Source organism: Janthinobacterium sp. CG3, from assembly GCF_000344615.1.
Taxonomy (GTDB): Bacteria; Pseudomonadota; Gammaproteobacteria; order Burkholderiales; family Burkholderiaceae_D; genus Janthinobacterium.
Window position 1 is genome coordinate 5375705 of sequence record NZ_KB467824.1, and the last position, 24297, is coordinate 5400001.

General features: G+C 65.9%; 23 protein-coding genes and 1 pseudogene. 13 read left to right on the forward strand and 11 right to left on the reverse strand.

Annotated elements, in window-relative coordinates; translation table 11 throughout:
* From JANGC3_RS0123860 to JANGC3_RS0123890, 7 genes are all read left to right on the forward strand, one after another.
* The gene (locus JANGC3_RS0123860) at window positions 1-483 is read left to right on the forward strand and encodes a type II secretion system protein (RefSeq protein ID WP_017879009.1); all 483 of its coding nucleotides are present in this window, start codon (window positions 1-3) and stop codon (window positions 481-483) included.
* The gene (locus tag JANGC3_RS0123865) at window positions 477-866 is read left to right on the forward strand and encodes a type II secretion system protein (protein WP_017879010.1); all 390 of its coding nucleotides are present in this window, start codon (window positions 477-479) and stop codon (window positions 864-866) included. The genes JANGC3_RS0123860 and JANGC3_RS0123865 overlap by 7 nt, the downstream gene beginning before the upstream one ends.
* Window positions 853-1332, forward strand: coding sequence for a type II secretion system protein (locus JANGC3_RS0123870; protein ID WP_026133434.1), 480 nt, complete (start codon window positions 853-855; stop codon window positions 1330-1332). Before JANGC3_RS0123865 ends, JANGC3_RS0123870 begins: the two co-directional genes overlap by 14 nt.
* Before the next feature lie 85 nt (window positions 1333-1417).
* On the forward strand, window positions 1418-2605 hold the full coding sequence (locus JANGC3_RS0123875) for a type II secretion system F family protein (protein WP_017879012.1): 1188 nt from the start codon (window positions 1418-1420) through the stop codon (window positions 2603-2605).
* Window positions 2606-2607: 2 nt separating this feature from the next.
* Window positions 2608-4314, forward strand: a complete 1707-nt coding sequence (locus JANGC3_RS0123880) for a GspE/PulE family protein (RefSeq protein WP_051068344.1) — start codon at window positions 2608-2610, stop codon at window positions 4312-4314.
* Window positions 4307-5098: a hypothetical protein gene (locus JANGC3_RS0123885; RefSeq protein WP_017879014.1), complete on the forward strand. Its 792-nt coding sequence runs from the start codon at window positions 4307-4309 to the stop codon at window positions 5096-5098. The genes JANGC3_RS0123880 and JANGC3_RS0123885 overlap by 8 nt, the downstream gene beginning before the upstream one ends.
* Window positions 5095-5613 (forward strand): hypothetical protein, encoded by a 519-nt coding sequence (locus JANGC3_RS0123890; protein WP_017879015.1) that lies wholly within the window; start codon window positions 5095-5097, stop codon window positions 5611-5613. Before JANGC3_RS0123885 ends, JANGC3_RS0123890 begins: the two co-directional genes overlap by 4 nt.
* 426 nt (window positions 5614-6039) lie before the next feature.
* Here JANGC3_RS0123890 and JANGC3_RS33955 read toward each other — a convergent pair.
* Window positions 6040-6276: pseudogene (locus tag JANGC3_RS33955) on the reverse strand (transposase); the annotation flags it as partial.
* Between the two features lie 173 nt (window positions 6277-6449).
* Between JANGC3_RS33955 and JANGC3_RS0123900 the strand changes: the two are divergent.
* Window positions 6450-9614 carry an error-prone DNA polymerase gene (locus JANGC3_RS0123900; protein ID WP_026133435.1) on the forward strand — a complete coding sequence of 1055 codons (3165 nt, stop codon included), beginning with the start codon at window positions 6450-6452 and terminating at the stop codon, window positions 9612-9614.
* A 7-nt stretch (window positions 9615-9621) separates the two neighbouring features.
* Here JANGC3_RS0123900 and JANGC3_RS0123905 read toward each other — a convergent pair whose 3' ends face one another.
* The 7 genes from JANGC3_RS0123905 to JANGC3_RS0123935 form a co-directional block, all read right to left on the reverse strand.
* Entirely contained in the window at window positions 9622-11154 is a 1533-nt protein-coding gene (locus tag JANGC3_RS0123905; RefSeq protein ID WP_017879018.1) for an ATP-binding response regulator, read from the reverse strand.
* Window positions 11155-11161: 7 nt separating this feature from the next.
* On the reverse strand, window positions 11162-13018 hold the full coding sequence (locus JANGC3_RS0123910; RefSeq protein WP_017879019.1) for an ATP-binding protein: 1857 nt from the start codon (window positions 13016-13018) through the stop codon (window positions 11162-11164).
* A complete protein-coding gene (locus JANGC3_RS0123915) occupies window positions 13015-14088 on the reverse strand; it encodes an ATP-binding SpoIIE family protein phosphatase (RefSeq protein ID WP_017879020.1) in 1074 nt (357 codons plus the stop codon). The genes JANGC3_RS0123910 and JANGC3_RS0123915 overlap by 4 nt, the downstream gene beginning before the upstream one ends.
* Window positions 14073-14501, reverse strand: coding sequence for an ATP-binding protein (locus tag JANGC3_RS0123920; RefSeq protein WP_017879021.1), 429 nt, complete (start codon window positions 14499-14501; stop codon window positions 14073-14075). The genes JANGC3_RS0123915 and JANGC3_RS0123920 overlap by 16 nt, the downstream gene beginning before the upstream one ends.
* Window positions 14498-14857 (reverse strand): STAS domain-containing protein, encoded by a 360-nt coding sequence (locus JANGC3_RS0123925; RefSeq protein ID WP_017879022.1) that lies wholly within the window; start codon window positions 14855-14857, stop codon window positions 14498-14500. Before JANGC3_RS0123925 ends, JANGC3_RS0123920 begins: the two co-directional genes overlap by 4 nt.
* A 9-nt stretch (window positions 14858-14866) precedes the next feature.
* The gene (locus JANGC3_RS0123930; protein ID WP_017879023.1) at window positions 14867-15730 is read right to left on the reverse strand and encodes an STAS domain-containing protein; all 864 of its coding nucleotides are present in this window, start codon (window positions 15728-15730) and stop codon (window positions 14867-14869) included.
* Window positions 15731-15903: 173 nt separating this feature from the next.
* The gene (locus JANGC3_RS0123935; protein WP_017879024.1) at window positions 15904-16305 is read right to left on the reverse strand and encodes a PRC-barrel domain-containing protein; all 402 of its coding nucleotides are present in this window, start codon (window positions 16303-16305) and stop codon (window positions 15904-15906) included.
* Between the two features lie 313 nt (window positions 16306-16618).
* Between JANGC3_RS0123935 and JANGC3_RS0123940 the strand changes: the two genes are divergently transcribed.
* From JANGC3_RS0123940 to ftsB, 4 genes are all read left to right on the forward strand, one after another.
* The gene (locus JANGC3_RS0123940; protein ID WP_017879025.1) at window positions 16619-18316 is read left to right on the forward strand and encodes a CTP synthase; all 1698 of its coding nucleotides are present in this window, start codon (window positions 16619-16621) and stop codon (window positions 18314-18316) included.
* The gene (gene kdsA / locus JANGC3_RS0123945; protein ID WP_017879026.1) at window positions 18313-19167 is read left to right on the forward strand and encodes a 3-deoxy-8-phosphooctulonate synthase; all 855 of its coding nucleotides are present in this window, start codon (window positions 18313-18315) and stop codon (window positions 19165-19167) included. The genes JANGC3_RS0123940 and kdsA overlap by 4 nt, the downstream gene beginning before the upstream one ends.
* Window positions 19168-19286: 119 nt before the next feature.
* Complete coding sequence (gene eno, locus JANGC3_RS0123950) at window positions 19287-20570, forward strand: phosphopyruvate hydratase (RefSeq protein ID WP_017879027.1); 1284 nt, start codon at window positions 19287-19289, stop codon at window positions 20568-20570.
* 44 nt (window positions 20571-20614) lie between these two features.
* Entirely contained in the window at window positions 20615-20968 is a 354-nt protein-coding gene (gene ftsB, locus JANGC3_RS29980) for a cell division protein FtsB (protein ID WP_051068345.1), read from the forward strand.
* 158 nt (window positions 20969-21126) lie between these two features.
* Here the strand turns inward: ftsB and JANGC3_RS0123960 are convergent, their stop codons facing one another.
* The 3 genes from JANGC3_RS0123960 to JANGC3_RS0123970 all read right to left on the reverse strand — a co-directional run bounded on the left by JANGC3_RS0123960 (window position 21127) and on the right by JANGC3_RS0123970 (window position 23152).
* Window positions 21127-21420, reverse strand: a complete 294-nt coding sequence (locus JANGC3_RS0123960) for a hypothetical protein (protein ID WP_017879029.1) — start codon at window positions 21418-21420, stop codon at window positions 21127-21129.
* A gap of 235 nt (window positions 21421-21655) precedes the next feature.
* Window positions 21656-22621, reverse strand: a complete 966-nt coding sequence (hslO, locus tag JANGC3_RS0123965; RefSeq protein ID WP_017879030.1) for an Hsp33 family molecular chaperone HslO — start codon at window positions 22619-22621, stop codon at window positions 21656-21658.
* Between the two features lie 6 nt (window positions 22622-22627).
* Window positions 22628-23152, reverse strand: coding sequence for a gamma carbonic anhydrase family protein (locus tag JANGC3_RS0123970; protein WP_017879031.1), 525 nt, complete (start codon window positions 23150-23152; stop codon window positions 22628-22630).
* 170 nt (window positions 23153-23322) lie between these two features.
* On the opposite strand from JANGC3_RS0123970, the gene JANGC3_RS0123975 reads away from it, so the two are divergent.
* Window positions 23323-24198 (forward strand): alpha/beta fold hydrolase, encoded by an 876-nt coding sequence (locus tag JANGC3_RS0123975; protein ID WP_026133437.1) that lies wholly within the window; start codon window positions 23323-23325, stop codon window positions 24196-24198.
* Window positions 24199-24297 lie beyond the last annotated feature (99 nt).

Genomic DNA, 24297 nt, shown 5'->3' on the forward strand with positions numbered 1-24297 from the left:
ATGCTGCTGTTCAGGCGGGGCTATTCGATGATCGAGCTGCTGGTCGTCATGGCGGTGCTCGGCATTCTCGCGACGGCGGCGATGCCGCTGGTGGAGTTGACGGCGAAGCGCAACAAGGAGCGCGAGCTCAAGCAGGCGGTGTGGGAAATCCGCCGCGCCATCGACGCATATAAATTGGCCTTCGACGCCGGCCGCATCGCCCCCACCACCAACACCAGCGGCTACCCGCCGTCGTTGGAGGCCTTGACCAAGGGCGTGCCGGATTTGCTGGCCGGCGGCCAGCCGCTGTATTTGTTGCGGCGGCTGCCGAAGGATCCGTTCGCGCCGGCGGACGGCCAGGACAAGCCGGGCGCCGTGCCGTCGTGGGGCGTGCGCAGCTACGCGTCGACGGCGGACGAGCCGAAGCCGGGCGCGGACGTGTTCGACGTCTATTCAACCTCGGAGGGAACCGGCATGAACGGCGTTCCGTATCGGCTATGGTGAGCCGGAGCGGCGGCGTGCGCCGCGGCTTTACCTTGATCGAGCTGTTGGTCGTCATGGCGTTGATCGGCATGCTGTTGTCGCTGTCGGTGCCGCGCTACTTCGGCAACGTCGACAAGGCCAAGGAGTCGGTGCTGCGCCAGGACCTGGCGCAGATGCGCGACGCCGTCGACAAGTATTTCGGCGACGTCGGCCGCTATCCGGAGTCGCTCGAGGAGATCGTCGAGAAGCGCTACCTGCGCAAGATCCCGGTCGACCCGATTACGGACCGGGCCGACAGCTGGATCGTGGTGGCGCCGGAAAAAAAGGAGGCGGGCAAGGTGTTCGACGTCAAAAGCGGCGCCCCCGGCAAGGCCCGCGACGGCAGCGATTATGCGACTTGGTGAACGCCGCCGGCGCCGGCAGGGCGGCTTCACGTATGTGGCGATGCTGTTCGCGCTGGCCATGTTCGGGGTCGGCCTGGCGGCCCTGGGCGAATCGTGGAGCGCCGCCTCGCAGCGCGAAAAGGAGGAGGAGTTGATTCAGGTCGGCCGCGCGTATGTGTGGGCGATCGGCAATTACTACACGCGTTCGCCGGGCACGCCCAAGAACTACCCCTTGCGGCTGGATGAACTGCTCGAGGACAAGCGCTTCGTCGGCGTCGAGCGGCATTTGCGCCGGGCCTATCGTGACCCGATCAGCAACGCGCCGGAATGGGGGCTGGTGCGCGCGCCCGACGGCGGCATCATGGGCGTCTACAGCTTGAGCGACAAGGCGACCTTGCGCAAGCAGCCGCTGCTGCTGCCGGGGGCTTTCCCGCTGGTCGGGACGCGCTATTCGGAGTGGAAGTTCATTTATAAGATGAAGCAATGATGACAAACAGCCGTAACCACGCGCCGCCGGCCCTTGTGCCGGACGGCGGCCGCTATTCTTCCGTTTTAAGCTGAGTTACCGCCCGATGCAATTTCACGTCCGCACCTTTTACGCCGCTTCCGGGGCCGTTGCCGAGCGCACCATCGAGGGCCAGAGCGCGCAGGCGGTCAGGCACGTGCTGGAAGGCGAGGGCGCGACGGTGCTGTCCATCGCCGTCGCCAATCGGTGGCAGCTTGGCGCCCGCAAGGCGGTGTTCAACGTCGCGCTGTTCTGCGAGGAGCTGCGCACGCTGCTCTCTTCCGGGATGTCGCTGGTGGAGGCGATCGAGACCCTCTGCTCGAAAAACAACGAGGACTACAAGCAGAGCGTTTTGCTGGAGATTAAGCAGCATCTGCTGGAGGGCAAGCCCCTGTCGGCGGCGCTGGAATTGAACCGCTGCGCCTTCCCGCCGCTGCTGGTGGCGTCGATCAAGGCGGGTGAACGCACCAGCCGCCTGGACGACGCGCTCGACGAATTCATCGGCTACGACAAGGTCGGACAGGAGCTCGGGCGCAAGGTCGTCAGCGCCGCCATTTATCCCAGCCTGGTGGTGGGCTTCGGCATGCTGGTGTGCCTGTTCATGATTTCGTACGTGGTGCCGCGCTTCGCCAAGGTCTACGACGACTTCGGCAAGACCCTGAGTTTTTCGACCATGGTCTTGATCAAGGTGGGTCAATTCGCCGGCGATTATTTCGGCGTGCTGATGTTCGCCGTGGCGGCGCTGGTCGTGGCCACGGTGCTCTTGTACCGCAACGGCAAGCTGAAGGCGGGCCTCTTGTACCTGCTCGGCCAATTCGGCTTTGCCAAGTACTATTTGCGCCTGTACCAGTTGGCGCGGATTTACCAGACCATGTCAATGCTGTTAAAAGGCGGATATACCCTGGCCGACGCGATTCCCCTGGCGCAGAACCTGGCGTTTGAAAAAAAGCTGGAGAACCAGATGGTCAACGCGCGCGCCGCCGTCATGGAGGGCAAACGCCTGAGCACCGCGTTCGCCGCCAACGGTTTGACCGACAGCGTCACCGAGCGCTTGCTGCAGGTGGGCGAGCGTTCCGGCAATCTGGCCAAGATCATGGATATCATCGCGCAGACCTACCGCCAGGAGTTCATGTTGTTTATCGAGCGGGCCACCCGCCTGGCCGAGCCCATCCTGCTGATGGCGGTGGGCCTGATGATCGGGGCGATTATTATTTTGATGTATATGCCGGTGTTTGATTTGGCAGGAGGGATTTAACGATGGACACTAGCTCTTCCTCGCCGGAGGCGGTGGCGCAAGCCGCGTCCCTGGGCGCCCTGATGGCGCAGGCGCGCGCGCGCGCCGCCGCCAGCGGACGCGCCCTGGCGCTGGAACTGGCGCTGTTGGCCGGCTGCAGCGTCGAGCAGCTTGCGCTGGCCTCGCAGGCGCAGCTGGGCGTGCGCTATTTCGCGCTGCCGGCGCTGCTGGAAAACCCGCCGGAGTTCGCCCAGGTCAGCTTCACGGATTGCGTCAACCGCGCCATCTATCCGCTGCAATCGGCGGGCGAGTGCTATTTCGTCGTGCCCGACCCGTGGGACGACCATGTGCTGCAGTGGCTGGCCAACCAGGTCGGCGGCTATCCCAACCTGGCCTGGGGCGCCAAGAGCGACATCTTGGCCGCGCTGGAGCATGCGCAGCACCGCATCAAGGCGTCCAGCGAGTTGCCGTCCGGAGTATCCGACACCCGGGCGTCGCGCTCCGAATACTCCGCCAACGTCATTTCGATTGAAACGATCGAGCGCAGCCACAGCCCGGTGGTGCGGTTTGTCGACGCGGCGATTTACGACGCGTGGAAGGCCGGCGCCAGCGACATTCATTTCGAGTGCGGGCGCGAAGGCGTGCGCGTCAAACTGCGCCTCGACGGCGTGCTTGTGCCGTCGTCCGAGTTGCCGGACCGGATACTGGCGGAGGAGGTCATTTCGCGCATCAAGGTGCTGGCTCAGCTGGACATCGCTGAGCGCCGCATTCCGCAAGACGGCCGCTTCCAGGTCGAGCTGGGCGAACGCCAGCTGGATTTCCGCGTTTCCATCATGCCCAGCATTTTCGGCGAGGACGCGGTGGTGCGGCTGCTCGACAAATCGCAGTTGCGCGGCGACGCGCAGGTGATTTCGCTGGTCAGCCTGGGGCTGGACGCGGACGCGATCGAGCGCATCAGGCGCCTGGCGAAACGGCCGCACGGCATGCTGCTGGTCACCGGTCCGACCGGCAGCGGCAAAACCACGACGCTGTACGCCGCGCTCACCGAGATCCAAACCGGCCAGGAAAAGATCATCACGATCGAGGACCCGGTCGAATATGAACTGCCCGGGGTGCTGCAAATTCCGGTCAACGAGAAGAAGGGGCTGACGTTTTCGCAAGGCCTGCGCTCGATCCTACGCCACGATCCCGACAAGATCCTGGTGGGCGAGATCCGCGATGCCGAAACGGCGGAGATCGCGGTGCAGGCGGCGCTGACCGGGCACCTGGTGTTTACCACGGTGCACGCGAACAGCGTGTTCGACGTGATCAGCCGCTTCGTCCATATGGACATTGATTTGTACAGCCTGATGTCGGCGTTGAACGGCGTCGTCGCCCAGCGCCTGATCCGGCGCAATTGCCCCGTTTGCACGGAGCCCGAAACCGTGCCGCAGGAGTTGATCGAGCGGATGAAGAACGCCAACATGAACATCGGACAAGTGCGCGTGGCGCGCGGACGCGGCTGCGAACATTGCAGAAATACCGGTTACAAGGGCCGCTACGCGATCGCTGAAGTGCTGCCGTTTGACGACGCCTTAAGGACGATGATACTGAGCCGCGCCGATGTCACGGTGATCAAGAACCACGCGCTGGCCATGGGCGTGCGTCCTCTGGGCGTGCGCGCGCTGGACCTGGTGGCGTCGGGCGCGACGACCCTGGAAGAGATTGACCGCGTGGTGGCATATGACTGAGGCTATCCACCTCTACGTCGGCGGCAAGCAGCTTATCGCGCGGCGTCAATCCGGCTATCCGTGGCGCCGCCGAACCGAGTCGCTGGGCGCGTGGGGCTGGGACGCCGCGGCGCCGTCGTCGCTGACGTTCGACCAATTGGCGTTGCCGAAAAAGCGTAGGGTGAATCTGCACGTTTATGTCGGTTCGGCCCTGAGCCGGTTCATGGTGCTTGCATTGCCGGTCGGTTTGCGTGATCTCGGCGAGCAGCGCGCCGCGGCGCAAGCGCAGATGCAGCAGCAACTGGGCTTGAATCCGGCGGACTGGAATTTCACGCTCGATCCGCAGCGCGCGCCGGCCAAGTCGGTGGTGTGCGCGGTGCGCCGCAACGTGGTCGAGCGGATCGAGGCATTGTCGACGCAACACGGGCTGCGTCTGATGTCGCTGCAGCCTTATGTGGCGGGCGTGTGGAACGCGTTCCAGGAGCGGAAAAAAGCTCCGGAATCGGCCCTGATCGCGATTGAAGAGGACGCCTTTACCGTCTTCGTCGCTAGCGCCGGAGCCTTGGAATCGATGAGCAGCCTATATCATCGCCGCGAAAGCGGGCTGGTCGAACGGGAGATCAAGCGACTGGGCATGTCCGCCAGTGGCGTAGAGCAGGAAATCGGTGTGGCGCTCCCCGACAGCCTGGCCGGTATGGCGCAAACCAATCCTGACAGAATCCTGTTCAAGACGGCTTATTTGAAAGAAGCCATCTATGCCGATTTTCGGGATCTTTTGTTTGTCTCGGAGGCGCAACAGCAATGAGAAAATTGCGTTTGGAATTCATTAATCGGCGCCAGGTGCCGTGGGCCGGGCTGGCTTTCCTCGCGATATTGCTCGCGTGGGGCGGGAGTCTGGCCGCGGAGTGGATGGAACTGCGGGCGGATCAGAAGGAAAAGTTGGAGCGGATCGCCACACTTGAGCGCACCTTAAAAGAGCGGCAGCGCAGCGCGCTGCAGGAGCAGAAAAAAGCGGATCCGGTAGCCGAGCTGCGGCTCAAGGAACAGCAGAAAATATTGAAGTCGCTGAACTACCCGTGGAACCGGCTCTTGGCGACGATCGAACAAACCGCCAGGAACGACATCGCGATCTTGTCGTTTTTGCATGACCAGTCGTCCGATTCGGCCCAACTGTCGGTGGAAGCCTTGGACTTTCCAGCGTTGACCCGGTTCGTTGAGCAGTTGAACGAAGGGGAGGAGGGAAAGCGCTGGTATGTCGCGAATTATCAAATGCAGCCGCCAAATAGTCCCGCCGCAGTGAAGGCGACTGTGTTGAAATAGTATTTTGCCAGGGTGAAGATTTTAGTCCCCATCACCACGCCATAAACATTGCACGCCCTCCCGCTGCCACCTGGCTGGGTGTAGTCAAGTGTCACTATGCGCTTTCCTGACAGTTTGGTGGCTAATAGCTGGGTGTATATGATCTTTTGATCGGTACCAATGTAAACAACGCCATCGCCGGAATGTTTCGTAAGCTGGCGTTGCGTTGGAATTTTGCCCGCGCTATCGGTCCACGGAACGAATGCCAATGCGTTGGACGAAATCCCCCCTCCCCATGCGGATGGGGAACTGCGTGAAGCGTGTTGGATAGTGATCGTTGGCGGTGGAGGGTCGATTCTCGGCGGACCGGACGTGGACGCTGTCAGGACGAGTTGACGGCTGGCGCTGGGATGGACAGGAACAGGCGCTCGGTGAGCGTGTCGTGCACGAGGTACGGTCAGACGCCAGGTCGCCTTTGAGATGCTTGATAAAATTTTCCGACTGGCCGCGGGCGCAGTAGATTTCCTCGTACAGGATGCCGGCGTCGAGTCCATGCAGCGAGGTGACCATGAAACGCCGATTCTCGCCCAGCGCCATCACTTCGGCCTTCAGCAGCACGCGCCATGGCTTCGGCCATGAACCGGCGGCATAGGGAAATTCGTCAAACAGGCGCACGGCCTCTGGCACGACGAGGGCCGGGTTGCCGCCGCCGGAGGTGGCGCCGAAGCACAGTAGTTTGTGGCTGGCGAGCATGTTCTCTGCTTGGTATCAGGGCAATATTGTAGCGTAGCATAGCGGTGGGCAAGCCGCAAAAACGCGCCTATAATACTGTGTTTATATACAGTATCGTGGGTATCATGGGATCAGCCGGCTTGCCCGCTTACGCGGAGCTGTTTTGTCTGACGAATTTTTCGTTTTTGTACGGCGCCTCGCACGCCGAGGAGTTGGTCGCGCGCGCAGTACAGCTCGGCTACGCGGCGCTGGCCATTACCGACGAGTGTTCGCTGGCCGGCGTGGTGCGGGCGCACGCCCAGGCCAAGCGCGCCGGCCTGCCCTTGATCATCGGCGCGCATTTCCATTTGAGGCAGGCGGACGGCAGCCCGGCGCTGTCGCTGCTGGCGCTGGCGCAAAACCGCAACGGCTACGGCAACTTGTCCGAGCTGATTACGCTGGCGCGCACCCGCGAGGGCGCGGTCAAGGGCAGTTATCTGCTGACGCCGGACGACTTCGCCGCGCCCAAGGCGCAGCAGGCGCATCTGCAGGGACTGGCCGATTGCCTGCTGGTGCTACTACCAAGCTATCCAACGCACCAGCCGGCCGGCGTCGACCGCTTGCACGCGCAGGCGGCGTGGCTGGCGGCCACTTTCCCGGGGCGCGGCTGGATCGGCCTGAACCTGCTGCACCGCGCCTTCGACGAGGCCCACCGGCTCAGCGTCAACGAGGTGGCCTGGCAGCACGGCCTGCCGGTGGTGGCGGTCGGCCACGTGTGCATGCATGTGCGTTCGCGCAAGCCGCTGCACGACACCTTGTGCGCGGTGCGCGTCGGCAAGCCGGTGGGCGAGTGCGGCTACGCGCTGGCGCAGAACGCCGAGCAGCATTTGCGCGCGCGCCTGCGCCTGGCCAACATCTACCCGGCCCAGGCGCTGGCCGAGACGCTGCGCATGGCCCGCCTGTGCACGTTTTCGCTCGACCAGCTGCGCTATGAATATCCCGACGAGCTGGTGCCGCCCGGCCACACGCCGGGCAGTTATCTGCGCAGCGAAACCTATATCGGCGCGCACCAGCGCTTCCCCGAGGGTATCCCGGCCGCCGTGCAGGGGCAGATCGAACGCGAACTCGAATTGATCGCCGCGCTGGCCTACGAGCCGTATTTCCTGACCGTCTACGACATCGTGCGCTTCGCCCGTTCCCAGGGCATCCTGTGCCAGGGCCGCGGCTCGGCGGCCAATTCGGCGGTCTGCTACTGCCTGCGTGTGACCGAGGTCGACCCGGCCCGCGGCAACCTGCTGTTCGAGCGCTTCATCTCGAAGGAGCGCGCCGAGGCGCCCGACATCGACGTCGACTTCGAGCACCAGCGCCGCGAAGAGGTGATCCAGTATATTTACGCCAAATACGGCCGCGAGCGCGCGGCGCTGGCCGCCGTGGTTATTTCGTACCGGCCCAAAAGCGCGCTGCGCGACAGCGGCAAGGCGCTTGGGATCGACCTGGCGGTGGTCGAGAAGGTGGCCAAGGCGCACCACTGGTTCGACGGCAAGCAGGACTTGCTGAACCGCCTGGCCGAGTGCGGCCTCGATTCGCAGGCGCCGCTGTCGCAGCAGTGGGCCACGCTGGCGCAGGCCCTGCTGGGCTTTCCGCGCCACCTGTCGCAGCATCCGGGCGGCTTCGTCATCGCCCAGGGCAAGCTGTCGCGCCTGGTGCCGATTGAGAACGCCAGCATGGCCGAGCGCAGCGTGATCCAGTGGGACAAGGACGACCTGGAGGAGCTGGGCCTGATGAAGGTCGACGTGCTGGCGCTGGGCATGCTGTCGGCGCTGCGGCGCGCGCTCGAGCTGGTCGGCCGGCGCCGCGGCAGCGGGTTCGCGCTGCACGACATTCCGGCCGAGGACGCGGCGACCTATGACATGATCTGCCTGGCCGACACCGTCGGCGTGTTCCAGATCGAGTCGCGCGCGCAGATGAGCATGTTGCCGCGGCTGCAGCCGCGCCGCTTCTACGACCTGGTGATCGAGGTCGCGCTGGTGCGGCCCGGGCCGATCCAGGGCGGCATGGTGCACCCGTATTTGCAGCGCCGGCAGAACCCCAAGCTGGTCGCCTACGAGAAGGACGACCTGCGCCCGGCGCTGGAGCGCACCCTGGGCGTGCCGATTTTCCAGGAGCAGGTGATGCAGGTGGCGATCATCGCGGCCGGCTACACGCCGGGCGAGGCCGATGGTTTGCGGCGGGCGATGGCGGCGTGGAAGCGCAAGGGCGGCATGGACCACCACCACGAACGCATCGTCAGCGGCATGCTCGACCGCGGCTACTCGCCGCAGTTCGCCGAGGCGATCTTCAGCCAGATCCAGGGCTTCGGCGAGTACGGCTTCCCGGAGTCGCACGCGGCCAGTTTCGCGCTGCTGAGCTACGCCAGCGCCTGGCTGAAATGCCACGAGCCGGCGGCCTTCCTGTGCGCGCTGCTGAACAGCCAGCCGATGGGCTTTTATAGCCCGTCGCAACTGGTGCAGGACGCCCGCCGCCACGGCGTCGAGGTGCGCGCGGTCGACGTCAGCGCCAGCGGCTGGGAGTCGGCGCTGGAGGACGACCCGGGGCCGCGCGGGCAGCCGGCGGTGCGCCTCGGCCTGGCGCTGTTGCGCGGCATGCGCGCCGATAGCGCCCAGCGCATCGAGGACGCGCGCGCCGTACGGCCGTTCGCCGGCGTGGCCGACCTGGCGCGGCGCGCCGGCCTGGACCGGCACGACTTGCAGGTGCTGGCCGGCGGCAACGCGCTGCTGGCGCTGGCCGGCAACCGGCGCCAGGCGCTGTGGCAGGCGGTCGGCGCGGTGCCGGACAAGGACTTGCTGCGCCCGACCACGCCGGACGAGGCGCTGCCGCTGCTGCGTCCGCCCTCGGAGGGCGACGAGATCCTCGGCGACTACCGCTCGCAGGGGCTGACGCTGGGGCGCCATCCGCTGGCGCTGCTGCGCGCGCAATTGCTGGAGCAGCGCTTCCTGCCGGCCGCCGCGCTGGCCCACTTCCAGGACGGCCAGCTGGCGCGCGCCTGCGGCATCGTCACCGTGCGCCAGCGCCCCGGCACCGCCAAGGGCGTGCTGTTCATCACGCTGGAGGATGAAACCGGCACCGTCAACGTCATCGTCTGGCCCTCGCTGGTCGAACAGCAGCGGCGCGAGGTGCTCGGCGCGCCGCTGCTGGGCGTGTACGGCGTCTGGCAGCGCCAGGGCATCGTGCGCCACCTGGTGGCCAAGCGCCTGGTCGACATGTCGCGCCTGCTCGGGCGCCTGCCCACCGGCAGCCGCGACTTTTGCTGACGCCGGGCTAGCCCTGCGAATGCAGGTTCAGCGTGGCCAGCTTGGCGAAGTCGATCGGTTTCACGACGTGCTTGTCGAAGCCGGCGTCGAAGGCCTGGTCCTTGTCCTGCTGGCGGCCGTAGCCGGTCAGGGCGATCAGGGTGGCGTCGCGCATGTCGGGCAGTTCGCGCAGCTTCACGGCGACCTCGTAGCCGCTCAGGTCCGGCAGGCCGATGTCGAGGAAGACGTACTGCGGCCGGAAGCTGCGCGCGCAGTCGATCGCCTGGCCGCCGTTGTAGGCGGTCTTGACCTGGTGGCCGTCGATTTCCAGCAGGTCGGCCAGGGTGTCGGCGGCGTCCTCGTTGTCGTCGACCACCAGGATGCGCGCCGCCAGCGGCGCGCCGGGCGCGGGCGCCGGGTCGGGCGCCGGCCCGGCCAGCGGCGCGTCGGCCGGGCCGGCCTCGGCCGGCAGGCGCACCTCGAAGACGCTGCCGTGGCCCGGGCCGGCGCTGCTGGCGCCGACGCTGCCGCCGTGCAGCGTGACCAGCTTGCGCACCAGCGACAGGCCGATGCCCAGGCCGTCCTGGACCCGGTCGTTGGCGTGGCGGTCCTGGGCGAACAGGCCGAAGATGAAGTCGATGCGGTCGGGCGCCAGGCCGACGCCGTTGTCGGCCACGCGGATCAGCACCTGGCCGCCGTCGAGCCGGGCCGACAGCGCGATGGCGCCGCCGGGCGCGGTGAACTTGGCGGCGTTTTGCAGCAGGTTGCCGACGATTTGCGACAGCCGCACATAGTCGCCCGGCAGCCACACCGGTTGCGCCGGCAAGTCCAGCGTGAGCGCGTGGCGGCGGCTGGCGACGATGTGGGCGTTGCTTTCGAGCGCGCTGTCGATGACGGTGTGGAGTTCGACGCGCTCCTGGTGCAGCGTGATTTTCCCTTGCGAGATGCGCGACACGTCGAGCAGGTCGTCGACCAGGCGCACCATGTGGTCGGTGTGGCGGCGGATGGTCTGGCGCGCCTTGCGCTGCCATTCCGGCACGTCCGGGTCGAGCCGCTGCAGCAGTTCGACGGCGTTGCGGATCGGCCCGAGCGGGTTGCGCAGCTCGTGCGCCAGCGTCGCCAGGAACTCGTCCTTGCGGCGGTCGACCTCGCGCAGCTCGCGTTCGACGTTGCCCAGGCGCAGCAGGGCCTTGACGTTGGCCACCAGCTCCTCCGGCTCGATCGGTTCGAACAAATAGTTGTCGGCGCCGCCGTCGAGCGCCCTGATCTTGTCGGCGACGCCGATGTACGAGGCCGACGTTTGCAGCACCAGGATGGCCTGGGTGTCCGGGTCGCTCTTGAGGCGGCGGCAAACCTCGAAGCCGTTGATGTCGGGCAGCTTGACGTCCAGCAGGATCAGGTTCGGCCGCGCCGCGCGCGCGCGCAGCAGGGCGTCGCCGCCGTTGGCCGCTTCGATCACTTGGAAGCCGGCGCGGGTCAGGATGCGCGACTTGGCGTAGCGCGCGCCGTCGCTGTCGTCGACGTTCAGGATGACGGAGTCGGGAAAGGTGGGGGGCGACATGGTGGCCTCAATCCGGGTTGGTGATGACGCTGGTGGAACCCGCCGGCGCCGGCGCTGCCGGGGCGGGGGCGGGGGCGGGGCGGCCGCCGCCGGCTTGCGGCGGCGCCGCGGTCAGCAGGCGCAAGGTGGCCAGCAGCTCCTGCCGGAACAGCGGTTTGGAGCAGTAGGCGTCGGCGCCCAGGGCCAGGCCCTTGCGCTTGTCGTCGATTTCGGTGGCGACCAGGACCGGCACGCGCTGGCGCCGCGGGTCGCTTTTCACTTCGGCCAGCCAATGCCAGGAGTGCTGGCCGTGCAGCATGATGTCGAGGATCACGGCGGCCGGCTGCAGCGCCGGCCACAGGTCGTCGGCTTCGCGCAGGCTGCGCGCCGGCACCGCGCGGAACTCGCTGTCCATCAGGTATTTCTCGTACAGCAGGCGGGTTGGCGCGTGGTCCTCGACCACCAGCACCGGGATGCGTTGGTCGCGCGCCGCCGCGCCGGCGTCGACGCCGGCGCCGGCGCCGGCCACGGCCGCGCCGGGCGCGACGTAGCGCGCCGGGATCACGGCGCTAAACACCGAGCCAACGCCCAGCGTGCTTTGCACGCCGACCCGGCCGTTCAGCAGGCCGGCCAGGTTGCGGCACAGCGGCAGGCCCAGGCCGGTGCCCTTGACGCCGCGCTGCAGGTGGTTTTCCACCTGGCTGAATTCCTCGAAAATCAGTTCCAGGTCGGCGGCGCCGATGCCCAGGCCGGTGTCGGCGACGTCGAAGCGCACGCTGTCCTGCCCGGGCAGCGCGACGGCGCTGACGGTGATGGCGCCGCGCTCGGTAAACTTGAGCGCGTTGGAAATGAAGTTGCGCAGGATTTGCGACAGTTTCGCCTCGTCCGTATACATCGGGCACGGCCCGTCCGGGGCGTGGAAGCTCAAACTCAGCGTTTCCGACACCAGCAGCGGGCGCAGCATGCCGCGCAGCGCGCTGAAGGTGTCGGCGACGTCGAACTCGACCGGGCGCATCTCGACCTTGCCGGCCTCGATCTTGGCCAGGTCGAGCAGGTCGTTGACCAGGTCGTTGAGCGCGACGGCGCCTTCCAGGATGAAGCTGACCTGCTTTTCCTGCTCGCCCGAGAGCTCGCCGTCGACGCGCTCGAGCAGCAGCTTGGCGAGCGCGCGGATCGAGCTGAGCGGGGTGCGGAACTCGTGGCTCATGTTCGACAGGAAGCGCGACTTCATCTGGTCGGCGCGGCGCAGGTGGCCGGCTTGTTCGTCGAGCTCGGCGTACAGCGCGACCACGCCGCGGTTGGTGTCCTCCAGCTCGCGCGTCAGTTGCAGCAACTCGTCCTGGCGCGTCTTCAACTCGGCCAGCGTGGCCAGCAGTTCCTGGTTTTGCCGCTGCACCTCGAGCAGGGTGGTGTTTTCCTGCGGCGCGGCCAGTTGCGCGCCCAGCGCGCCGACCATGGTCGCGTCCAGCGCGGCGGCCTCGCGCGGGAACAGCTTGTGCAAGGTGATCTCGGTGCCGCGCTCCGGCCCGGTCTGGATGTCGACCCGGTCCATCAGGCGGCGCGCGCCGAGGATGCCCAGGCCCAGGCCGGTCGGCGAGCGGTAGGCGCCGGCCAGGATCTGCTCCAACTGGGCGATGCCGGGGCCGTGGTCGACGATGCGCATGCGCAGGATCTGCGGCGAGGTCGCGCCCTCGATGGCGAACTCGACGCTGCCGCCGCCGGCGTAGTTGTAGACGTTGCGCGCCAGTTCCGAGACCGAGGTGGCGATGCGCACCTGGTCCTGCTTGTTGAAGCCGCACAGGGCGGCCACCTGGCGCGCGCGCTGGCGCGCGGCCACGACGTCGAGTTCGGTCTTGACGGCGACCGTGAGGATGCGCCGCGTCATACCGCCGCCTCCGCGCCGGCGCCGCAGTCGCGCAGCACCAATACGCCGACGTCGTCGCGCCCGCGGCCGAAGTCGCGGTACAGCAGCGCGGCGATGATGCCCGGGTGGCAGCGCTCCAGGCCGGGGTAGTGGTCGAGGTTCCAGCGCGTGCCGACGCCGTCCGAATGCAGCACCAGCGTGGCGCCGGCGTGCCACGGCAAGGCGAATTCCTGCACCTTGCGCAGGTTGCTGCCGACGATGCCGTTGTGCGACAGCAGGTGGCGCCGGGCGGCGCCGTCGAAGACGCAGCCGGCGATGTTGCCGACCCCGGCGAAGCGCAGCTGCGCCGCGCCGAGGTCGATGCGGGCGATCGCCAGCGCCGCGCCGCGGCTGCCGTGCAGCGCCGCGTGCAGGCGTTGCAGCAGCGCCGCCGGCGCGCTGGCGCTGTCGCCGGCGGCCGCCGCCAGCGCGGCCTGGGCGGCGGCGGCGGCCTGCGGGCCGTGGCCCAGGCCGTCGGCCACCAGCAGCGTCAGGCTGTCGCGCCCGGGCGTGGCCAGCCAGGCGTCGCCGCATTCCTGCTCGCCGGGCAGGGGCAGGCAGACCGCGCCGAGTTGGAACAGCGGCGCCGGCGGAAGCGGCGCCGGCGGAAGCGGCGCCGCGCCCCACAGCGCCATGCGCAGCACGGTGCCGCGCTCGGGCGCGGTGTAGGCGTCGAATTCGTGCGCCAGGCGGCGCATCGCGCCCAGGCCGACGCCGTAGCTGCCGGCGGTGGAATGGCCGTCCTGCATCTGGCGGGCCAGGTTGGCGATGCCGGGGCCGGCGTCGAGCGCCGTCACCTCGACGCCGAGGACGGCGGCGCCGCCGCCGTCATACCCGTACAAGGGGCGCAGCAGGATTTCGCCGTGGCCGGCGTGCTTGACGATGTTGGTGGCCGCCTCGGTGACCAGCAGGGCCAGTTGGCCGACGCGCACCTCGTCCCAGCCGAGCCGGCGGCCCAGTTCGTTGCCGGCGCGCCGCGCCGCCGCCACTTCGCTCGGCTCGCCGATGCGGTAGTTGTGTTGCGGCCCGGCCAGGTTTAAAAGAGTGTCCATTTGGTTATCGTCACCGTAGTGCCTTTGCCCGTCGTTGTATCGATACTGAATTCGTCGCAGAGGCGCTTGGCGCCGCTCAGCCCCAGGCCCAGCCCGCCGCCGCTGGTGTAGCCGTCGGTCAGCGCCAGCGCCACGTCGGCGATGCCGGGGCCTTCGTCGACGAAACGCAACTCGACGCCGCGGCGCGCGCCGTTGTCGCGCCGCCGCATGTGCGCGCTGCCGCCGCCGCCGTAGCGCAAGGTGTTGCGCGCCAGTTCGCTGGCGGCGGTGACCATCTTGGTCTGCTCGATCAGGCTGAAGCCGAGCGCCACCAGTTGTTCGCGCACCTGTTGGCGCAGGCGCACCACGTCCTCGTCGCTGTTCAGCGGCAGCACCGCCGGCAGCGCCGCCGGTTGCGCCGCGGCGGCGTTCAAAACGGCGCCTCGCGCCGCAACAGCTTGATGCCGGCGTCGACGTTGAGCGCGGTGCGCACGCCGTCCAGCGTCAACCCCAGTTCGACCAGCGTGATGGCGACGGCCGGGCGCATGCCCACCAGCACGGTGCGGGCGTCGAGGATCTTCGCCATCGCCGCGGTGTTGCTGATCATGCGGCCGATGAAGGAGTCGACCATGTCGAGCGCGGAAATGTCGATCAGCACGCCGCGCGCGCGGTCCTTGACGATGCGCTCGGTCAGGTCGTCCTGCAGCGTCATGGCGAGCCGGTCGTGCATGTCGACCTGGATCGTCACCAGCAGCAGCGTGCCCATTTTCAAGATCGGGATGCGGTCCATGCGCGCCTCCTAGTCGGGTTCCGAATAACTGATGGTCGAGCCGGTGCGTTTCAGCGCCACCACGAAGGCGTCGGCCAGCGTGGCCTTGGTGGTCACGTCCTCCAGGTTGACGCCCAGGTGCACGATGGTTTGGGCGATCTGCGGGCGGATGCCGCTGATGATGCAATCGGCGCCCATCAGGCGCGCCGCGGCGATGGTCTTGAGCAAATGCTGGGCCACCAGCGTGTCGACCGTCGGCACGCCGGTGATGTCGATGATGGCGATCGAGGCGCCGGTGTCTACGATTTTTTGCAACAGGCTTTCCATGACGACCTGGGTGCGGGCGCTGTCGAGCGTGCCGATCAGCGGCAGCGCCAGCACGTTTTTCCACAGTTGCACCACCGGCGTCGACAGTTCCAGCAATTCCTGCTGCTGGCGCAAGATCACCTGTTCGCGCGCCTTCTGGTAGACCTCGACGGTGTACAGGCCGAGCTGGTCGAACAGCGCGCTGGTGTAGGCGCTCTCGGCGACGATGGCGGCGGGGTCGCCGGCCAGTTCGGCGCGCAGGTGGGCGAACAGCGGCTCCTTCAGCGAAAACACGAAGCTGGCCGTTTCAATCGACGAAAAGCCCTGGCGCACGCGCGCCTGCGACAGCTCGCTGAGCAGGTGGCGGGTGTCGTCCCACGCCGGCCCTTCGATGTCGCTGCTGGCGCCCTGGCGTATCGCCTGCGCCAGCAGCGGCAGCAACTGCCCGGCCTGCTCGCGCAACTGCGCCTCGGCCGCCTTGTCGCGGCGGATCATGCGCGCCATCATGCCGGCCAGCCAGCCTTCGAGCAGGCTGTTCTGGTGTTGTTCGATGATGGCGCCTAATTGCGTGGTGGTGTAGTGGTTCATGCTGTTCCTCGGGGCGGCGCCGGCTGGCGGCGCCGTCGCGCCGCCTCGCCTCAGCGATGCTGCTGTCGCCGGGGTTGGCGCGGCCTGCTCGGCCGCGGGGTGGCGCGCCGCCGGTCGCGGACGGCGCGAATACACATCGCGGGCACCGGCGCGGCGGCGCGGTACAAGCGGACTTAGCGCCCGCTGGTGGCGTAAAAACCGTGCACTTCGGTGGCCCAGGCCTGGTTGGCCATGTCGGGCCAGCGATCGGTGTCGAAGCCGGGCGCCGTCTCGAAGCGCTGCTGGTCGATGTTCAGTGTAAAGCGCTTGTTGACGGTGTCCAGCGTCAGCGCCTCCCACGGCACGGCGAAGAGCTTTTCGCCGATGGTGAAGACGCCGCCGCGCGACATGACCGCGTAGGCGATTTTTCCCGAGCGCATGTCCAGCATGATTTCCTTGATCTCGCCCAGGTGCTCGTCCTTCAGATTGTGGACGTGGTCGCCGATCAGCGTGTCGGCGCCCATCAGTTCCGGGCCCGGGCCTTTGTGGCCGGTGTCCACATACATTCCATATACGTCGCGTTCTTCGTAGCTCATGGTGACCTCCGTGGTGAAAGACGTGAGAGTGCCTGCGCGGCGGAAAAGTTTCTGTTCGCTGACGCACACATATATATCTGATCGGGAATGGGCGGCATGCGCGCGGCGCGCCCCGGCGCCGCCCGGTGTGGGCTAAGCTGGGTGCATGGCGGGGCGGCCGGGAAACGCGGCGGCCCGACGATGTTGTGCGCTTGCAGCATGGAGGCCGGGGTTGGCCGCGGTTTGACGGATTTTTCCGCGCCGGGCGGGAACGCCGGGCGGTCTTTAGTGTATAATTTCAATTTCCCGCACGTGCCGTTCGGCACTATCCGCAATGACCAAATTTGTCTTCGTCACTGGCGGCGTCGTGTCTTCCCTTGGTAAAGGGATTGCCGCCGCCTCTCTCGCCGCGATCCTCGAATCGCGCGGCCTCAAAGTCACCATGCTCAAGCTCGACCCGTATATCAACGTCGATCCTGGCACGATGAGCCCTATGCAACACGGTGAAGTGTTCGTCACCGACGACGGGGCCGAAACCGACCTCGACCTCGGCCACTACGAGCGTTTCATCTCGACCCGCATGAAAAAGGTCAACAACTTCACCACCGGCCAGATCTACGAATCGGTGATCCGCAAGGAACGCCGCGGCGAATACCTGGGCAAGACGGTGCAAGTGATCCCGCACATCACCAATGAAATCCAGGACTACATCTACCGCGGCGCCGAAGGTTTCGACGTGGCGCTGGTGGAAATCGGCGGCACCGTCGGCGACATCGAATCGCTGCCGTTCCTGGAGGCGGCGCGCCAGCTGAGCCTGCGCGCCGGACGCAAGTCGTCGGCCTTCGTCCACCTGACGCTGGTGCCCTACCTGCAGTCGGCCGGCGAGCTGAAAACCAAGCCGACCCAGCACAGCGTGCAAAAGCTGCGCGAAATCGGCATTTCGCCGAACGCGCTGCTGTGCCGCGCCGACCGGCCGATTCCCGACGACGAGCGCGCCAAGATCTCGCTGTTCTCGAACGTCGAGGAAAAGGCCGTCATCTCCGTGTGGGACGCCGACACCATCTACAAGGTGCCGCAGATGCTGCACGACCAGGGCCTGGACGCGATCGTCTGCGAAGCGCTGGGCCTGGACCCGGCGCCGGCCGACCTGTCGATGTGGAGCAAGCTGATCTACGCGCTCGAGCATCCGAAGGCGGAAGTGACGATCGGCATGGTCGGCAAGTACGTCGAGCTGACCGAGTCGTACAAGTCGCTGACGGAGGCGCTGCGCCACGCCGGCATCCACACCGAAAGCCGCGTCAACATCGAGTACATCGACTCCGAAGAGATCGAGACCAAGGGTTGCGCCGAGCTGTCGAAGTACGACGCGATCCTGGTGCCGGGCGGCTTCGGCAAGCGCGGCGTCGAAGGCAAGATCGCGGCGGCCCGTTTCGCCCGCGAAAACCAGATCCCCTACCTGGGCATCTGCCTGGGCATGCAGGTCGCGCTGATCGAGTACGCCCGCCACATGGCCGGCATGGCCAACGCCAATTCGACCGAGTTCGACCTCGACACCGACCAGCCGGTGGTGGCCTTGATCAATGAATGGCAAAACCACGACGGCAAGGTCGAGTTGCGCGACGAGAACTCCGACCTGGGCGGCACCATGCGCCTGGGCGCGCAAACCTGCGCCGTCAACCCGGGCACGCTGGCCGCCGAGATCTACGGCAGCGTCGTCACCGAGCGCCATCGCCACCGTTACGAAGCCAACAACCATTACCTCGGCCGCGTCGAAGCGGCCGGCATGGTGGTGTCGGCCCGTACCCCGAGCGAAGACCTGTGCGAAATCATGGAATTGCCGCGCACCGGCGCCAACGCCCATCCCTGGTACATGGGCGTGCAATACCATCCTGAATTCAAGTCGACGCCGCGCACCGGCCATCCGCTGTTTACCTCGTTCATCAAGGCTGCCCTGGCGCATCAAGCGGCGGGCGGCACCACCGTGGCGCACCTGCACGCCGTCGCCGGCACCGCCTTAGGAGATGCAGCATGAAATTATGCGGATTTGACGTCGGCCTTGACCAGCCGTTTTTCCTCATCGCCGGCACCTGCGTGATCGAATCGCGCCAGATGGCGTTCGACACCGCCGGCGCGCTCAAGGACATGACGGCCGCGCTGGGCATCCCGTTCATCTACAAGTCCTCGTTCGACAAGGCCAACCGTTCGTCGGGTACCTCGTTCCGCGGGCTCGGCATGGACAAGGGCCTGGAAATCCTCGGCGACGTCAAACGCGAGCTGGGCGTGCCGGTCTTGACCGACATCCACGCGGTCGAGGACATCGCCGCGGTGGCGGCGGTGGTCGACGTGCTGCAAACGCCGGCCTTCCTGTGCCGCCAGACCGATTTCATCACCGCCTGCGCCCAGTCGGGCAAGCCGGTGAATATCAAGAAGGGCCAGTTCCTGGCCCCCGGCGATATGAAAAACGTCATCGACAAGGCGCGCGCCGCGGCCCGCGCCAAGGGGCTGTTGGAAGATAACTTCATGGCCTGCGAACGCGGCGTGTCGTTCGGCTACAATAACCTGGTGTCGGACATGCGTTCGCTGGCGATCATGCGCGAGACGGCTTGCCCGATCGTGTTCGACGCCACCCACTCGGTGCAGTTGCCGGGCGGCCAGGGCACCTCGTCCGGCGGCCAGCGCGAATTCGTGCCGGTGCTGGCGCGCGCCGCCGTCGCCGTCGGCGTCGCCGGCCTGTTCATGGAAACCCATCCGAACCCGGCCGAGGCGCTGTCCGACGGCCCGAACGCGGTGCCGCTGGGGCGCATGAAAGAGTTGCTGTCGACCTTGATCGAGCTGGACCGCGTCACCAAGAGGGCTGGTTTCCTGGAAAACAGCTTTACTTGATCTTGCAAGCTGGACTCCCCCGGCGCGGCGCCGCGCCGGGAATACCCTGAAAATTCCTGGATGAGTGGCGTGAAAACGCCGCTTGCCGAGACCTGTTACGCTTAACTTTGGAGAATGACATGAGTGCTATCGTTGATATTATCGGCCGTGAAATCATTGACTCGCGCGGCAATCCGACCGTGGAATGCGACGTCCTGCTGGAGTCGGGCGTGATGGGCCGCGCGGCGGTGCCGTCGGGCGCCTCGACCGGCTCGCGCGAAGCGATGGAGCTGCGCGACGGCGACATGAAACGTTATTTCGGCAAGGGCGTGCTGCAAGCGTGCGAGAACATCAACACCGAAATCTCGGAAGCGATCATGGGCCTGGACGCCAATGAGCAAGCGTTCCTGGACCGTACCCTGATCGACCTGGACGGTACCGAAAACAAGAGCCGCCTGGGCGCCAACGCCATCCTGGCCGTCTCGATGGCCGTCGCCAAGGCCGCCGCCGAAGAAGCCGGCCTGCCTTTGTACCGCTACTTCGGCGGTTCGGGCGCGATGCAAATGCCGGTGCCGATGATGAACGTCATCAACGGCGGCGCGCACGCCGACAACAACCTCGATATTCAGGAATTCATGATTATCCCGGTCGGCGCGCCGAGCTTCAAGGAAGCCGTGCGTTACGGCGCGGAAGTGTTCCACACGCTGAAAAAGATCCTGCAGAAAAAGGGCTTGACCACGGCGGTCGGCGACGAGGGCGGTTTCGCGCCCTCCGTGGCCAGCCACGAAGAAGCCATCAAGCTGATCATCCAGGCGATCGAAGAGGCCGGCTACGAGCCGGGCACGCAGATCGCGCTGGGCCTGGACTGCGCCGCCAGCGAGTTCTACAAGAACGGCAAGTATGAATTGGCCGGCGAGGGCCTGAGCCTGTCGGCGACCGACTTCACCAACCTGCTGGCGACCTGGTGCGACAAGTACCCGATCATCTCGATCGAAGACGCGATGGCCGAGGGCGACTGGGAAGGCTGGGCGATCCTGACCGAAGCGCTGGGCAAGAAGGTGCAACTGGTCGGCGACGACCTGTACGTCACCAACACCAAGATCTTGAAAGAAGGCATCCAAAAGGGCATCGCCAACTCGATCCTGATCAAGATCAACCAGATCGGCACGCTGACCGAAACCTTCGCCGCGATTGAAATGGCCAAACGCGCCGGCTACACGGCCGTTATTTCGCACCGTTCCGGCGAGACGGAAGACTCGACCATCGCCGACATCGCCGTCGGCATGAACGCGCTGCAGATCAAGACCGGCTCGATGTCGCGTTCGGACCGCATGGCCAAGTACAACCAGTTGCTGCGCATCGAGGAAGACCTGGGCGACATCGCCAGCTACCCTGGCCGCGACGCTTTCTATAACCTGAAGTAATTCACCTCAACCGGCCGGATTGTACTCCGGCCGGTTTCATTCCCATGCGTCTGATTACGCTCGCACTCGCGGCCCTGCTGTTGTTGATTCAATTCCCGCTGTGGATAGGCAAAGGGGGATGGTTGCGCGTGTCCGACCTGGAAAACCAGGTGGAAATGGCGCAAAAGAAGAATGTGGAACTGAAAGCCCGCAACGCCAAACTCGATTCCGAAGTGCGCGATCTGGAAGACGGCACCGGAGCGGTCGAGGAGCGTGCCCGTTTTGAACTGGGCATGGTCAAGAAAAACGAAATTTTCGTGCAAATCGTCGGCAAGGGCCAGACCCCGCCGATTGTGTCCGCCGCGGCCACCGCCCCGGCGCCGGCTGTAAGCACCGGCAACGCGCCCGCGCCACACTGACGTTAGCCCCGGAGGACGGAGGAAGCAATGTTCGACTCTCGTCCCGGAGGGCTCAACTGTACTACCTGCCTGCCTACTATTTGCTGCCTACTACTTGCTGCCTACGACTTGCCGCTTACCTGCTGTATTTCCAACACTGCTCAATTAAACAAAACGACTTAACCGCGCGACGCCATGAAACGCAACTCGGCCGACAGGTTAGGCATGCTCGACTCGTGACGGTTCGCTTCGGCGTACAGCGCGGCGATATCGCGTGCGCGTTGACGCGGCGACGGCTTGGTGGCGGCGCGCGACGCGCGGCTGCTTGCGCCGGCGTCCTTGACGGCCAATTCCTGGTACGGCTTGACGGCCAGCAGCGCTGACAGCAGCGAGCGGGCGGCGGCGCCGACTTGGCTCAGGTAGCCGCTCGATGGGGTTGATTGGGCGGCGAAGTTGTTGGTGATCGTGGACATGGTGTGACTCCTTAAGATAGAGGGGATGCTGCATTGCACAATATCGGAGTCGCGGTTATACGTCCAATTCCCTTTTCAAATTTCAGAAATTCACAATGCACATAATGGGGGCGTAGATGCGCCTTTTTGGTGCGTAAAAATATACTCGTGCGTGACAATTTTTTTGCCGCCGCGGCGGGCGTGGCGGCTGGGGCGGAGCGCCCCGGCCCGAGGCCGGGCGGGGCGCTTGGAAGGCTTAGTGCTTGACGGCGCTGGCGCTGATCAGCGCTTCGGCGGGCGCGTCGGTGACAAACAGTTGCGCGCAGTCGACCTTGTCGAAGGCGTAGCGCTGGCCGCAGAAGTCGCAGTTGACGCTGACTTCGCCGAATTCATCGAGGGTGCCGTCGACCTCGGGCTGGCCCAGCATCTTCAACATATTGCCGACCTTTTCGCGGGTGCACGAGCAATGGAAGCTCGGGTGGGTCGGCTCGAACACGCGGATGGTTTCCTCCCAGAACAGGCGCTGCATCAGCGTGTCGATATCGGTCGACAGCATCTCCTCCGGCTTCAGCGTGGACGCCAGCATCACCGCGCGGTTCCAGGTGTCCAGCGCGTCCTCCTCGGACAGCGGCACCGCCTCGGCCTTGCCGCCGTGGTGCGGCAGCTTTTGCAGCAACAGGCCGCGCGAGGTGGTGTCGTTGGTGGCCAGCCACAGCCGGGTGTCGAGCTGCTCGGAGCGCAGCATGTAATTCTCGATCACCGTCGCCAGGTCGTCGCCGTCGAGCGGCACGATGCCCTGGTAGGGTTGCTGGCCCGGCATCTTGTCGTTCGGGTCGAGGGTGATGATGAAGCGGCCGTTGCCGTTGGCGTTGAGCAGCGCCGGCACCGTCGCGTCGTCGGCGATCTGCGCCTTCGGGTCGAGCTTGGCGGTGGCGCGCAGGCGCAGTTCGGCGTCGCACTCGACCACCATCAGGCGCACCGGACCGTCGCCGTGGATTTGCATGATGATCGAACCGTTGAACTTCAGGTTGGCCGACAGCAGGGCGGCGGCGGCCACCATTTCGCCCAGCACCGCCTGCACCGCCGGCGGGTAGCTGTTGTGCGACAGCGTCTCGCGCCAGGTGGCGGAGATGTCGATGAACTCGCCGCGCACGGCCGCGTTATCGAAAATAAATTTTTGCAGCGTGTCGATGCCGGCGTCTGTCTTTACGTCTGTCGTCATTGTTTCTTATCCAATCTTTGTAAGTTGCGTCTTGAACAGCTGGGCGCGCTGCACATAACTGGCGGCGTTGCCCTGCAAACGCGTGATGTCTTCCGGCGTCAGCGGCCGCACCGCCTTCGCCGGCGAGCCGATGATTAACATATTGTCGGGAAATTCCTTGCCCTCCGTCACCAGGGCGCCGGCGCCGACCAGGCAGCCCTTGCCGATTTTGGCGCCGTTCAGCACCACCGCCTGGATGCCGATCAGCGCGCCGTCGCCAATGCTGCAGCCGTGCAGCATGGCTTGGTGGCCGACCGTCACGTTCTTGCCTATCGACAAGGGAAAACCCATGTCGGTGTGCAGCACCGACGATTCCTGCACATTGCTATTCTCGCCAATGGTGATACGCTCGTTGTCGCCGCGCAGCGTCACGCCGAACCACACAGAGGCGTTGGCCCCGACGCTGACCTTGCCGATCACGGTGGCGGTGTCGGCGATGAAGGCGGACGCGTCAATATGCGGCGCGTGCTCGCCCAATTGGTAGATGGTCATGGTGGGGTCCGGTGAACGTTGGAATCGCGCTATTTTACGCCCTCGCCGGCATTTCCCGTCCGGCAAGCGCAATTCTGTATAATGGAACGATCGTGCTTTTATATTCGGGTTTATTGTAGCGCGTCGCCGGTCGTTGGCGGCGCCTTTGTTACTTTCAAGGTGGAACCATTATGCAACTGTCTCGCTCCGAAATGATCACCGTGCGCGGCTTGCGCACCCATGTCCGGCACTGGGGCCGCGAGGGCGCGCCCAAGTTGTTCATGCTACACGGCTGGATGGACGTGTCGGCCTCGTTCCAGTTCGTCGTCGACGCGCTGCAGGGCGACTGGCATGTGATCGCCCCGGATTGGCGTGGCTTCGGCCTGAGCGAGCGGCCGCGCGCCGACACCTATTGGTTCCCCGACTATGTCGCCGATCTCGACGCGATCCTGCGCCATTATTCGCCCGATCAGGCCGTCAACCTGCTCGGCCACAGCATGGGCGGCAATGTCATCGGCATCTATGCCGGCGCGCGCCCGGGGCGCATCCGCAAGCTGATCAATCTGGAGGGCTTCGGTTTGCGCTCGAACCTGCCCGAGCAGGTGCCGGGCCGCTACGCCAAGTGGCTCGACGAATTGCTCGAGCCGGCCGAGATGCGCAGCTATCCGGACCGCGCCGCGGTCGCCGCGCGCCTGCAAAAAACCAATCCGCGCCTGTCCGACGAGCGCGCCGAGTACCTGTCGCGCCACTGGGCCGCGCAAAACGCCGCCGGCCAATGGGACATCCTGGGCGATCCGCAGCATAAGAAGGCCAGCCCCTTGCCCTACCACGTCGAGGATTTCATGGCGTGCTGGAGCGCGATTACCGCGCCGGTGCTGTGGGTCGAGGCGGCCGATACCAATATGTGGTTGTGGATGGGGCCGAAGGCGGAGGCGCGCATCGAGATCGACCGCCGCCTCGGTTTCCTGCGCGATGTGACGGCGAAGATGATCAGCGACGCCGGCCACATGCTGCACCACGACCAGCCGGAGGTGCTGGCGCGGATGGTGGAGGAGTTTTTGGCGTAGGGGGCGGGGACAGACCACGATTTCCGAGCAACTAGTTGCTCGGAAATCGTGGTCTGTCCCCGGTGGCGTGTTGCGCGGGATCAGGCGCGCCGGCGCCGC